This window comes from Burkholderia sp. R-40, assembly GCF_049942845.1.
Taxonomy (GTDB): Bacteria; Pseudomonadota; Gammaproteobacteria; order Burkholderiales; family Burkholderiaceae; genus Burkholderia; species Burkholderia ambifaria.
Genome location: NZ_CP187967.1, coordinates 1,776,182 through 1,788,874, shown reverse-complemented (window position 1 = coordinate 1,788,874; position 12,693 = coordinate 1,776,182). Strand labels below are relative to the sequence as shown.

Here is a 12,693-nt window from a genome sequence, read left to right as displayed (position 1 = left end):
GCATTCGCCATCCTAGGCCGAGGCTGCCCAGTCTTCGAGCGACAACCCCGCGACACGGCTGAATTCGCGACTGTTGTTCGTTACAAGCACGGCACCGGCCGCGATCGCGTGACCGGCGATCGACGCGTCGTTCGCGCCGATCGGCGTGCCACGTGCGGCAAGGTCGACGCGAATCGCGGTCGTTGCATCGACCGCCGCGGTATCCCACGACAGCACGCCATCCAGCCGCGAAACAAAGGCCGTCACGAGTTCCGCATGCTTCGGCGAAGCCTTTCTGCCGACTGCGCCGAACCGCATCTCGGCATAGGTGATCGCCGACACGACGATCCGGTGCTGCGCATTGACGCACGACTGCAACCGGGACAACACCGCGGATGGCCGCTCGCGCATGATGAACGAACAGATGTTCGTATCGAGCATGTAGAGCGTCGTCACCGGGCCGACTCCGTCGGTACATCGTCATCGGCGCCGGGCAGGTCGAAACGACCGGCTTCGACCACCGTCGGGCGCTCGACGAGGAAGTCGGCATCGGCCCGTGGTTCAGTCGCGAACGACAGCCACGTCGGCCGCACCGGACGCAGCAGCAACGTGTCGCCCTCGCGGCGGATCTCGAGTTCCGTCACACCCTCGAACTCCATGTCCTTCGGGATGCGGATTGCCTGGTTACGGGCATTCTTGAAAATGGAAACGGTGCGCATGAGCCACTCCACAGGAGTACGATGCGCCCATTTTAGGCATATGCCAGCATATGTCAATGTCGGGGGACGTGCTGCGGGGATCGCGCCCGATGCTATCGCGGGTGTGCTTGCCATGTCGATTGGACCTGTCTGCGATGAGGATGCAATCCATTCTTCCTCATGCCGCCCGCCCGATCCATATCCCGAACGGCCGATGTCCGCGGCCCTTCGACCGCGCGAAACGTCGTCGCTTGCGAATTGACGCATCGGCGCATCGACGCTTCGCGCCCCCGCTCCATCACGGCAACCGGAAAGTGTCAAAGAACGTTTCGCGCTCCATCACGGTGAGCGCCGCCCGCTTGTGCGGGAAGTCGAACTCCTTCAGCGTGTAGAACCCGAGCCGATGCATGTACGCGATATGCCGCACGTGATCGACGCGCGGCTCGCCGACGAGCCGCTGCGTGCGCGGTTCGTCGACGAACATGTAGTGCAGCACCCCGCTCCACCATGCATGCAGCTTGCCCGCGCTCTGGAAGCGCGAGTCGCCGATCAGCAGATGCAGCCCGCGATCGTAGTCATGCGCGTCGTAGAACGGCGCGAGGCGGTCCTCCTTCGCCCAGTAGAACTCGAAATAGCCGAACGGCGTGTCGTCGAAATAGCCGATCATCGGATGCATGTGCGGATCGGCGAGCCGCTCCGCGAGATACGCGGCGTGCTCGTCGCGCGTGCCGCGCTGATCCCAGAAATGCGCGACGCGATCGAGGTTCATCCAGTCGCTGAACAACTGCGCATGTTCGTCGATGTCGACGGTGCGCAGGCTGAACGTCATCCCGACCTGCGGCATGTAGCGCGCATAGATCTCGCCGGCCGGCGACGGCGGCCGCACCGGATGCCGGTGGCCGTTCGTGATCGCGTAGCGCAGCGGCATCCCGCCCGATGCAGGCGCCTTCAGCCACGGCCGCGGGTTCTGCCAGAACGTCGCGCGCGATGCGCTCAGGCGCAGCCGGTCGCCGGCGACCTGCGCGCCGTCGATCACGCCCTCGCGCACCGCGCGCGCGACGTACGACGCGACGGCCGCCGGCCCGGCGCCGCCGAGCGGCACGGACACCGTCGCCGCGTCGTGCCGCGTGTCCGTGTTGAACAGCGCGACGAATTCCGCGAGCAGCGCGGCCGGCGCATCATCGGGCCGCCACGCGTCGAGCGTGCGCTCGGCGGTGGCCGCCGCATGCGCGGGCGCCGCGCCGTCCAGCGCCGCGACTACCTCGCCTTCGACGGCGTCCGCCGGGCCGGCCGGTTTCGTGAGGGTGTCTTCCATCACAGTGCTCCCGCGTCGTGGCGATCGGCGAGGATGTGCAGCCCCCGCTCGAGCGCCGGAAACAGGCTGCGCTGGAAGTTGTTCCAGCGCAGTTCGAGAATCGTGTCGTCCGGCGCGATCGGCGTGTCGAGCACGTCGCAGATCACCTCGCCGGAATCGATGCCATTGTCGACGTAGTGGAACGATGCGCCCGTCATCGTCACCGGTTCGACGCGCGACGTCGTGCCGCTCGCCCAGTCGACCCGTTCGCCGCGCGCGCCGTGCAGCGCATCGAGCGTCGCCCACGCGCCGCGCCGCTGGTACGGCGAATCGTCGGCCGTGATGCCGGGGTGGATGTTCGCGATGCGTCGATGAAAGCGCGCGCCGGGGCGCACCAGCTCGTCGAGGATCACGAGCAGCCCGTCGAGCACGACCACGTCGGCGTCGAGTTCGAGCAGGCGTTCGAGCAGGCGGCGCTCGAACGCCTGCTTGCCCGTCACGCGCTCGCGCGCGTCGCGCGGCAGCCGGCGGTACGTCGACGCGATCGTGCAGAACAGTTCGTCGACCGGCCGGCCCTGCACGGTCAGCCCGTCGGGCAGGATCCACGGGCGGCCCGGCGTGCGCGCGAAGCCGTAGTCGGCGACCTTCGCGCGATCGGCGGGCGAGCCTTCGTCGTCGTCGACGATCACGCCCTTGAGCGTGTAGCGCTCGCCGAGCGGCGAGTCGTTCAGGCGCTCGACGAGGAATTCGAGCGGCGCCTTCATGTAGCGCGTGCCGCCCTGGTAAGCAACCGGCTGGCCGGCGCGATCGGCCGCGCCGTTGCGCAGCGACTGGATGTAGACGAGATTTTTCTTCGGCATGGAGGCGTCGTGGAAAAAGCGGACGACGGCGCCACGGCCCGCCCGCACCGACCCGAAGGCCGGCCGGCGCGCCGCGGCGCGCGGCGTCACCAGTTGTATTTCGCGGTGGCGATCACCGTACGGTCGGTACCGAAAATGCACACGCTCGTCGACTGGCAACCGCTGATGTAGTGGCGGTTGAACAGGTTCGTCCCGTTCACGGCAAAGCGCCAGTTACGCGTGTCGTAGTGCACGCCCGCATCGAACAGCGTGTAGCTCGATACCGTCAGCGAGTTGTCCGCCGCACCGGCCGCCGCGCTCTGGTAACGCACGCCGCCGCCGAGGCCGAAGCCCGTGAGCGGCCCCGTGTGCCATGTCCAGTCGGCCCACAGCGACGCCATCTGGCGCGGCCGCGGAATGTCGACCGGCCAGTTGTTCAGCGATGCGTCGTTGGCCTTCACGTTCTTCACGTCCTGATACACGTAGGACGCGATCAGCGACAGGTTCCGCGTGAGCTTGCCGGTCGCGCTCAGCTCGATGCCGCGCGAACGCACTTCGCCGGTCTGGATCGACGTCGTACCGGACGGATCGAGATTCAGCGGCGTCGACGTGAGCACGTTGGTCTGGTTGATCTGGTAGATCGCCGCGTTCAGCATCAGGTTCTTGCCCGGCGGCTGCCAGCGCAGGCCGGCCTCGATCTGCTTGCCGCGCGTGGGCTGCGGCAGGCCACCGCCGTACAGGTTCACGCCGATCAGCGGGTTGAACGACGTCGCGTAGCTGATGTACGGCGACAGCCCGTAGTCGCCCTGGTACGTGAGGCCCACGCGGCCGGTGAACGCCGTGATGTCGGCCTTCGACTGCGTGCCGCCCGCGCGGTCGTCCAGCCGCTGGTTGACCCAGTCCTCGCGGCCGCCGAGCGTCAGCGTCCAGCGGTTCCACTTGACCTGGTCCTGCACGTACAGCCCGAACGTGTTCATCGTCGTGTACGTGTTGGTACGGTACGTGGTGTTCGGCGGCGAGAACACGGACAGCGTGACCGGCGTGTAGACCGGGTTGTAGATGTTCAGCGTCGGCGCGGCGGCCAGCCATTCGCTGTCGGTCGCGGTCTGCCGGTTGTACTGGAAGCCGAGCAGCAGCGTGTGCTCGAGCGGCCCGGTGCCGAAGCGGCCCTGCAGGTTGTTGTCGATGTCGAAGCGGCTGTAGTTCGTCTGGAACACGCCGGCCCAGCGGTTGATGTCGGTCAGGCTGCCGTCCGCGAAGCCCGCGCCGAACACCGAACCGTTGTCGAGCGACAGGTGCATCCAGCGCACGTTCTGCCGGAACGTCCACATCGAGTTCAGGTTGCGCTCGAACTGATAGCCGAGCGACCACTGCTTCTTGCGGTAGTAGTTGAAATTCGGGTCGCCGCCGTAGACGTCCTTGTCGAGCTGCCCGTTCGGGTTCGGCAGCACCGTGCCTTGCGCCGGCAGGAAGTTCGACGAGATGTCGCCCCAGTCCTGCAGATACGTGGCCGACAGCGTCAGCGACGTATCGGCGTCGGGGCGCCAGCGGAACGTCGGTGCGAGCGCGACGCGCTGGTCGTTGTTCGGGCCCGTCAGCGCGTTGCCGTCGCGCGCGACGCCGACGAACCGGTACGCATACTTGCCGTCCGCGTCGAGCTTGTCGCCGACGTCGATCATGAACTGCTTGCGCGCATAGTTGCCGAACTGCACGCCGGCTTCGCGCACGCGCTCGCCGTCGGCCATCTTGGTCTGCACGTCGATGATCGCGCCGGGGTCGCCCGCGCCGTACAGCACCGACGTCGGCCCGCGCAGCACGGTGATGCTGTCGATCATGTACGGATCGACGCGCCAGCTCGACAGGTTCAGCGTGTTCGGCACCTGCAGGCCGTTCACGTAGGCCGTCGGCGTGAAGCCACGCAGCGCCGCGTACCAGTCGGAACGGTTGTCCGAGCCGTACGACGAGAAGCCCGGCACGTAGCGCAGCGCCGCGTTCACGTCGGTCGCGCCGGTCATCTCGATCTGCTGCGCGGTGACGACGTTGATCGTCTGCGGGATTTCATTGATCGACGTATCGGTCTTGGTGCCGGTCCTGCTGCGCTTCGCGACGAGACCGACCGTGCCGTCGCCTTCCGAGCCCGCGTTGACGTTGATCGCCGGCAGCGTGCCGGTCGCCGGGCCGTTCGGCGTGCCGTTCGGCGCGCGGGTCGACGAACCGGTCGCCCCACTGGCTCCCGCACTCGCCGCCGCACCGTTGCGCGCGCTGTCGGCCGACGTCGCCGCACCCGCGTTCACGGCCGGCGCCGTCTGCGCGAATGCGTGCCCTGCCGCCATCCCGAACGTCACGCTCGCCGCGGCCGCGATCGCACGCAAACGCGTGCCTGTTGCCCACTCCATCTTTCTCTGCTCCACTTTTTTGATGCGGTCTCCGACCGCTCCTTTGTCAAAGAGCGAAAGCCATGCGGCCCGCGCTCGCCCCGTTTTGATGTCGTTGTTCATGCAATGCCCGGGCCGCGCCATCATCGTGGGCGGGCGCGATCCCGTCTTCGAGCGACGCGCAGATCTCGTCCGCACGGCGTGCCAGCACCGACAGCAGCGTGTCGGACAGGCCGTGGCTGTCTTCGCAGCAGCCTTGCAGGTAGATGCGCGGCGCGAAGTGCTCGGGTGTCGCGAGCAGGTAGTCGCGCGTGACGTCGCCGCGCGTGAGCGCGTCGCCGAGGTGCGGTGCGAGCCCTTCGAGCAGCGCCGAATGCGTGTCGCGCCGATAGCCGGTCGCGAGCACGAGCGCGTCGAAGCGCTCGACGCGCGTCGCGCCGTTCATCCGGTCGCGCAGCGTCAGCTCGATGCGGCCGTCGGCGGTGCGCACCGCGCCTTCGATCGCGCTGTTCGCGAGCAATGCATGGCGCGGCGTGCCGTCGATGCGCTGCAGGTACAGCATTTCGTAGATCTGCTCGATCAGCGGCCGGTCGACCACCGCGTAGTTGGTGTCGCGGTAGCGCTCGAGCAGCGCGCGGCGTGCATCGTGCGGCTGCGCGTAGACGACGTCGGTGAACTCGGGGCTGAAGATCTCGTTGACGAACGGGCTGTCGTCGGCCGGCTTCAACGCGCCCGCGCGCATCACGAGGTTCGCGTCGACATGGGGGAAGCGGCGCGCGAGATCGATGAACACCTCGGCCGCGCTCTGCCCCGCGCCGATCACCGCGACGCGGCGGCGTTCGCCGTCCGGCGACGCGACCAGCCGGTCGATGTCGGTCAGGTACGACGACGAATGGATCACGCGATCGCGGCCGAGCGCGGCGAACGCATCCGGCACCGCCGGCGTGCCGCCGACGCCGACCGACAGCGCACGCGTCACGCGCTGGCGCTCGCGGCCGGCCGCGTCGCGCGACAGCACGCGCAGCGCGTCGATCCGCGCACCGTCGCCGCGCACCGGCTCGATCGCCATGACGGTCTCGCTGTAATGGACGTGCGCGTCGAACGCATCGGCGACCCAGCTCAGGTAGTCGTGGAATTCGACGCGGGTCGGATAGAAGTTCTTCAGATTGACGAATTCGTTCAGCCGGCCACGTTCGAACAGGTAGTTGATGAACGTGTAGCGGCTCTTCGGATCGCGCATCGTGACGAGATCCTTCAGAAACGAGATCTGCATCCGGCAGTCGTCGAGCAGCATGCCGCGGTGCCAGCCGAATTCCGGCTGTCGTTCGATGAAGCAATGGGCGAGCGGGCGCGCCGCACGCCGCTCCTCCAGACGGATGGCCAGCGCCAGATTCGACGGCCCGAAGCCGACGCCGATCAGGTCGAATACGGTTTCTCTCTGCATGTCTCTCAGCTCCCTTGTCGGTGAAACCGGCCCGTCAGACGTGACGGCCGGAAAAGAAGGTCTCGCGCAGCGTGCGCATCCACAGCGGCTGTGCGTCGGCGAGCGCCAGACGGCGCTGCCGCGCGAAGCCATGCCGCGCGAGGGTGTCGACGACCCGCGCGCGGCCGGCCGGGACCGCGCAGCCGACCGCTTCGGTGCGCGGGTCGTCGAGAAACAGGTAATGCACGACGGACGGCAGCCAGCCGGCCACGCAATGCGGGCCGCGCCAGCGCGATTCGCCGACCAGCATCCGCAGCCCGCGGTCGTAATCGCGCGCGCCGACGTGCGGCGCGAGCGGATCTTCCTTCAGCCAGAACGCCTCGACATACGCGAACGGTTCGCCGTCGAAGCAGCCAACGAGCGGCGTGACGTGCGGATCGGCATCGGGCGCCGTGCCGTGGGCGCCGGGCTGCGTGCCGGGCCAGCCGTCGCGCACGCGCGGCTCGTCGAACCAGCGCGCGACGCGTGCGGCGTCCTCGCCCGGTTGCCAGCCGCGCAACGTGAAGCGCACGCCGAGCGCCGGCAGGTCGCGCGCATACACGTCGCCGCGCGGCGCGGGCGGCCGGCGCGGATGACGCCGGCCGTCGGTCAGCATCGGCAGCGTCGCGCACGGCAGCGGCGTGCCGACGCGCCACAGATCGGCCTGCTGCGCCCAGCCTTCGCGCATGCACAGGCCGCCGTCGGCGAGCACGCCGCTCGCGCGCAGCGCATCGAGCGCGACCGCGGGCCACGCGGCCGGGTCGAGCCGGATCGCCGCGCGGCGCACGTCGTCGGAAAATGCGGCGGCGAGCGCGGCCAGCAGCGCACGGCGCTGGTCGGCCGGCGCCGCGCGATGGTTGTACGCGACGAGGCGCAGCGTGCCGTCGTCCGCGAGTTGCGCGCGCAGCAGCTGCGCGCCGATGCCGTCGCCCTGCGCGACGCGGATCTCCGCGTCGTCGCGCGCGGCGAACAGGCCGTCCGCGAACGCGAGACGGCAGGTGTCGGGCATCGTGAAGCCGTCCGGACGCACTTCAGCCAGCATCGCGCACCTCCTGCTTCGTTTCGGCCGAGGCCTCGATTCGCGCGCCGAGCGCCGCGAGCGTCGGCGACGCGAACACGTCGGCCACCGTCAGCGCATGGCCGGCGCGGCCAGCCGCGTCGACGAAGCGCACGACGTCGAACGACGTCGCGCCGGCCTCGAACAGGTCGGCGTCGGGTGCGGGCGCGGCCGTCGCGAACGTGTCCGACCACAGCGCGGCGAGCGCGGTGGCTGCGTTCGGCGCGACATCGCTCGATGCCGTGACGCGCGGCGCGTCGCCGGCCGGCGCGGCCGCCGTGTGGGCGGCGAACAGCGCATCGGGCGCGCCGAGCGCCGTTTCCGGCGCCCCGGCAAAACGCGCGACTTCGTCGTGATAGAGATCGACGAGCGCGTCGACGAAGCGGCCGTCGAGCAGTTCGTCCGCATACGAGAACGCGGCGCTCACGCGCCCGTCCGGATGCTCGACGACGTCCAGCTCCAGCGTGAACACCACGCGATGGCGCACGTCGTCGAATTCGGCGAGCGACAGGCCGGCCCAGTCGCGCGCGGCGGCGCCGGTCGGGCGCAGGTAGTTGAACATCACCTGAAACAGCGGATTGGCGTGCGCGGCACGCGGCGCGCGCAGCGCCGCGACGACGTCTGCGAACGGCACGTCGGCATGCGCATACGCGGCAAGCGCCGTATCGCGCACCTGCGCGAGCACGTCCGTGCGGCTGGCCGCCGAATCGAGCCGCGTGCGAACGACCACGGAATTGATGAACAGACCGAGCGCATCGCGCGCCGCATCGCCCGTCAGCTCACGCGTCGACGCGAGCACGCCGACCGGCTGGTCGGCCGCGCCGGTCACGCGGAACAGCGCGGTGTTGAGCGCCGCGTGCAGCAGCATCGGCAACGTCGCGTGCGCGGCCGACGCGGCGTCGCGCGCGGCGCGGATCAGCGCCGCGTCGAACTCGAACGCGATGCGCGCCGCACGCCATTGCGGGACGGCCGGCGCGTTGGCGCGCCGCGGCAGCACGGACGACGGCAGGTCGGCCAGCGCGTCGCGCCAGTACGCGACGCGGGTGGGATGGCACGGCGCGGGCAGCACGAGCGACGTGTTTTCCGGCGTCGATGCTGCCGGTGCCATCGCTGCCGCCGCTGCCGAAGCGTCGCCCCGCACGAGCGCGACATAGCGCGCACGCACCGCGTCGAGCCACAGCTCGATCGATTCGCCGTCCGACACGATGTGATGGATCGTCACCGACAGCACGTGATCGTCCGCGCCGAGCCGCAGCACGCGTGCGCGCCACAATGGCGCATCGGCCGCGAGATCGAACGGCGCGAGCGCATCGGCGTCGGTCAGCGCCGCCGCGCGGGCGAGCGCGTCGGGTTGCGCGGACAGGTCGACCAGCGGCAGCGCGACGGGCGCCGCGGCGTCGATGCGCTGGCCCGGCCGCATGCCGTCGCGCGCGACGAGCCGCGCGCGCAGCGCTGGATGCGCGGCGGCCGCCGCCGAAAACGCCGCGCGCATCGCATCGACGTCGAGCGGACCGCGCACGCGCAGCGCGACCGGGATGTTGTAAGCGGCGCTGTCCGGCTGCGCGCGCCACAGGAACCACAGGCCGAGCTGCGCGGGCGACAGTGGCCACACGCCATGCGCATCGGGTTTGACCACCGCGACGCCCGGCGCCGCGGCACCGGCGTGCGCGGCGCGCGGCGCGTCGGCCACCTGGCGCGCGTATTGCGCGAGCACCGGCGCCTCGAACAGCGCCCGCACCGGCACGTCGCGGCCGAGCCGCTCGGCGACGCGCGTCGCGACGCGCACCGCTGCCAGCGAATGCCCGCCGAGTTCGAAGAAGTGATCGCCGCGACCGACGCGTTCGACGTTCAGCACGTCGCGCCAGATCGCCGCGAGCGCGGTTTCGTCGCCATCGTGCGGCGCTTCGTATGCGCGTTCGACGCGCACCGGGGCCGGCAGCCGCGCACGGTCGACCTTGCTGTTCGCATTGCGCGGCAGCGCATCGAGCACAATCAGTTGCGCGGGCACCATGTAGTCGGGCAGCGTGCGGCGCAAGTGCGCGTCGAGCGTCGCGGCCTCGACCGGCTGGGCGGCGGCCTGCGCATCGGCGCTCAGTTCGACGTACGCGACGAGCTGCGCGTGCGCGCCCTGCCCGTGCACGACCGCGCATGCTTCGCGCACCGCGTCGTGCGCGGCCAGTTGTGCCTCGATCTCACCGAGTTCGATGCGCAGCCCGCGCAGCTTCACCTGATGATCGACGCGGCCGATGAAGTCGAACACGCCGTCCGCGCGGCGTCGCACGAGATCGCCCGTGCGATACAGGCGCGCACCCGGCGCGCCGTACGGATCCGGCACGAAGCGCTCGGCCGTCAGCGCGGGACGATCGAGGTAGCCGCGCGCCACGCCGATCCCCTCGCCGCCGAGGTACAGTTCGCCGATCACGCCGACCGGCAGCGGATGCAGCCGCTCGTCGAGCACGTGCGCGGTGCGCGCGCCGACCAGCGTGCCGATCGGCAGATAGGCGGCGTCACCCAGCTTCGCAAGATCGTCGCCGGGACGGAACATCCACAGCGTCGGCGTGATCACGGTTTCGGTCGGGCCGTAGCCATTGACCACGCGCACGTTCGGCATCGCGCGGCGCAGCATCGCGAACGCTTCGCGCGAGGTCGCTTCGCCGCCGACGGTCAGCGAGCGCAGCGTCGGCGGCGCCCCGTGCGCGAGCGCCCATTCGGCGAGCTGAGCCGCGCAGCCGGGCGGCACGTAGGTCATCGTCACGCCGTCGCGGACCATCATCGCGCAGGTCTGCGCGGGCGGCCACAGCACGTCGGCCGTCACCGACACGGCGGCACCCGACAGGTATTGAGAAAACCAGCCTTCGTGCGCGCCGTCGAAGTTGACCGACTGGAACAGCAGGAACACGTCGTTCTCGCCCGCGCCGTAGCGCTCGGCAATCGCCACGCAATGCCGTGCGAACGCCGCGTGATCGACGATCACGCCCTTCGGTTTGCCGGTCGAGCCCGACGTGTAGATCGCATACGCCGCATGGCCGGGCAGCACGTCCGGCAGCACGACGTCCGCCGCCTCGTCGAGCGCGTCGACTTCGTCCGCGCGCCAGATGCGCAGTGCCGGCAACTCGGGCAGCGATGCGGCGCTCGCGCCGTCGGTCAGCACGTGCGCGATGCCCGCATCGCCGACGATCTGCGCGAGCCGTTCGAGCGGATGAGCCGGATCGAGCGGCACGAACGCGGCGCCCGACTTCAGCACCGCGATCAGCGCGACCAGCAGGTCGACCGACCGCTGCAGCGCGACGCCGACGCGCATCTCGGGCCGCACGCCGGCCGCGACGAGATTGCGCGCGATGCGTGCCGCGCGCGCGTCGACCTCGCCGCGCGTCAGCGCGCGATCGATGTCGGCGACGCCGCGTGCTTCGGGCCGTGCCTTCGCATGCGCGGCGATGCGCGCGTGCACCGGCACGAACGGCTCGGCTTCGGCCGCGCCTGCCGGTGCGTTCCACGCGAAGAGTTGCGCGAGTTCATCGGCCGGCAGCCAGTCGAGATCGCCGATCGGCAACTCGGGGCGAGCGAGCGCGTCGCCGAGCAGCGTGACGAAGCGGGCGGCGAGCCGCGCGATCGCGTCGGCATCGAACAGGTCGAGTGCGTAGATGAACGCAGCATCGAACGTGCCATCGGGCGTCGCCTCGACGGCAAGCGTCAGGTCGAATTTCGCGGACGGCGTGCCGGACGGCAACAATGCGGCCGACGCCGCGCCGAGCGCCGGCAGCGCGCGCCGCTCGCCATACGCGGCCATCACCTGGAACAGCGGATGGTGGCTGGCGCTGCGCGGCACGCCGAGCGCGTCGACGACCTGCTCGAACGGCACGTCCTGGTGCATCTGCGCATCGACGAGCGCGCGCTGCGTGCGCGCGACCAGCGACGAGAAATCACCGTGCGCCGGCACGTCGACGTCGATCGCGAGCGTGTTGACGAAGAAGCCGATCAGGCCGGCCGTTTCCGCGCGCTCGCGGTTCGCGGCCGGCACGCCGACGCAGATCCGCGTGTCGCCGGTCGCACGCGCGAGGAGCGCGTCGAGGGCCGCGAGCAGCACCGCGAACGGCGTCGCGCCCGATGCGGCCGCGAACGCACGGAGCCGTGCACCGATATGGGCGTCGAGCGAAAACACATGACGCGCACCGCGCGCGCTGCGGCGTGCGGGCCGCGCGGCCGCACCGGGCAGCGTGAGCACGCCGCGCTGCGGATCGAGCCGTTCGCGCCACAACCCCAGCTGGCGATCGCGCTCGCCGGCATCGAGCCAGCGGCGCTGCCACAACGCATAGTCCGCGTACTGGATCGGCAGCGGCGCGAGCGGCACCGGCTTGCCCGACGCATACGCGCGATAGAACGCCGCGAGTTCGTCCAGCATCACGCCCGACGACCAGCCGTCCGACACGATGTGATGCACGGTCAGCGCGAGCCAGTGATGCGTCGCGTCGAAGCGGATCAGGTGTGCGCGCACGAGCGGCGCCGCGCCGAGATCGAACGCATCGGCTTCGTCGGCCGCGGCGACGCTTTCGGCGCGCGCGACGCGCTGCGCATCGGGCAGCGCCTCGAGATCGGTCTCGCGCCACGGGCAGCGCAGCGGCGGATGAATCGTCTGCGCGACGCCGTCCTCCGCTTCGTCGAAGGTCGTACGCAGCGCTTCATGGCGCGCGATCAGCGCATCGCACGCGAGCCGCAGCGCGTGCGCGTCGAGCGGGCCCGTCAGCGCGAGCCGCTCGGTGATGTGATATGCGTCCGGCGCGTCGATCAGCCGCGCGTGCAGCCACAGCCGCGTCTGCGCGAACGACGCCGGCACGCGATCGCTGCGCGGCGTGCGCGGCGGGATCGGCAGCACGCGAAAATCGATGCCGGCCGCGCCGAGCTTGTCGATGAACACCGCGCGCTGCGCGTCGGGCAGTTGCGCGAAACGCGTCGCGAGCGCGAGCCAGTCGGGTTGAACCTTCGTCATCCGTC

At 70.3% G+C, this 12,693-nt stretch carries 8 protein-coding genes; all 8 read right to left on the bottom strand.

Annotated features, from left to right (window positions below; all coding sequences use genetic code 11):
* Positions 1-12: 12 nt before the first annotated feature.
* Entirely contained in the window at positions 13-435 is a 423-nt protein-coding gene (locus ACP26O_RS08260) for a type II toxin-antitoxin system VapC family toxin (RefSeq protein ID WP_011656832.1), read from the bottom strand.
* Positions 432-698 carry a type II toxin-antitoxin system VapB family antitoxin gene (vapB, locus tag ACP26O_RS08255; protein WP_175665181.1) on the bottom strand — a complete coding sequence of 89 codons (267 nt, stop codon included), beginning with the start codon at positions 696-698 and terminating at the stop codon, positions 432-434. Before vapB ends, ACP26O_RS08260 begins: the two co-directional genes overlap by 4 nt.
* 277 nt (positions 699-975) lie before the next feature.
* Positions 976-1,992: a GNAT family N-acetyltransferase gene (locus ACP26O_RS08250; protein WP_175665180.1), complete on the bottom strand. Its 1,017-nt coding sequence runs from the start codon at positions 1,990-1,992 to the stop codon at positions 976-978.
* On the bottom strand, positions 1,992-2,831 hold the full coding sequence (locus tag ACP26O_RS08245) for a formyltransferase family protein (RefSeq protein WP_006755049.1): 840 nt from the start codon (positions 2,829-2,831) through the stop codon (positions 1,992-1,994). The genes ACP26O_RS08250 and ACP26O_RS08245 overlap by 1 nt, the downstream gene beginning before the upstream one ends.
* A gap of 86 nt (positions 2,832-2,917) precedes the next feature.
* Positions 2,918-5,206, bottom strand: a complete 2,289-nt coding sequence (locus ACP26O_RS08240; RefSeq protein ID WP_426356232.1) for a TonB-dependent siderophore receptor — start codon at positions 5,204-5,206, stop codon at positions 2,918-2,920.
* Positions 5,207-5,252: 46 nt separating this feature from the next.
* Entirely contained in the window at positions 5,253-6,629 is a 1,377-nt protein-coding gene (locus ACP26O_RS08235; protein ID WP_175665178.1) for a lysine N(6)-hydroxylase/L-ornithine N(5)-oxygenase family protein, read from the bottom strand.
* A gap of 34 nt (positions 6,630-6,663) precedes the next feature.
* Positions 6,664-7,689, bottom strand: a complete 1,026-nt coding sequence (locus tag ACP26O_RS08230; protein ID WP_175665177.1) for a GNAT family N-acetyltransferase — start codon at positions 7,687-7,689, stop codon at positions 6,664-6,666.
* Positions 7,679-12,688 (bottom strand): non-ribosomal peptide synthetase, encoded by a 5,010-nt coding sequence (locus ACP26O_RS08225; protein ID WP_175665176.1) that lies wholly within the window; start codon positions 12,686-12,688, stop codon positions 7,679-7,681. The genes ACP26O_RS08230 and ACP26O_RS08225 overlap by 11 nt, the downstream gene beginning before the upstream one ends.
* Between the last annotated feature and the right edge of the window lie 5 nt (positions 12,689-12,693).

Excerpts from the sequence above, each read along its gene's own strand:
- ACP26O_RS08240 (WP_426356232.1), bottom strand. The coding sequence starts at position 5,206 with ATGGAGTGGGCAACAGGCACGCGTTTGCGTGCGATCGCGGCCGCGGCG.
- ACP26O_RS08230 (WP_175665177.1), bottom strand. The coding sequence starts at position 7,689 with ATGCTGGCTGAAGTGCGTCCGGACGGCTTCACGATGCCCGACACCTGC.
- vapB (WP_175665181.1), bottom strand. The coding sequence starts at position 698 with ATGCGCACCGTTTCCATTTTCAAGAATGCCCGTAACCAGGCAATCCGC.
- ACP26O_RS08245 (WP_006755049.1), bottom strand. The coding sequence starts at position 2,831 with ATGCCGAAGAAAAATCTCGTCTACATCCAGTCGCTGCGCAACGGCGCG.
- ACP26O_RS08235 (WP_175665178.1), bottom strand. The coding sequence starts at position 6,629 with ATGCAGAGAGAAACCGTATTCGACCTGATCGGCGTCGGCTTCGGGCCG.
- ACP26O_RS08225 (WP_175665176.1), bottom strand. The coding sequence starts at position 12,688 with ATGACGAAGGTTCAACCCGACTGGCTCGCGCTCGCGACGCGTTTCGCG.
- ACP26O_RS08250 (WP_175665180.1), bottom strand. The coding sequence starts at position 1,992 with ATGGAAGACACCCTCACGAAACCGGCCGGCCCGGCGGACGCCGTCGAA.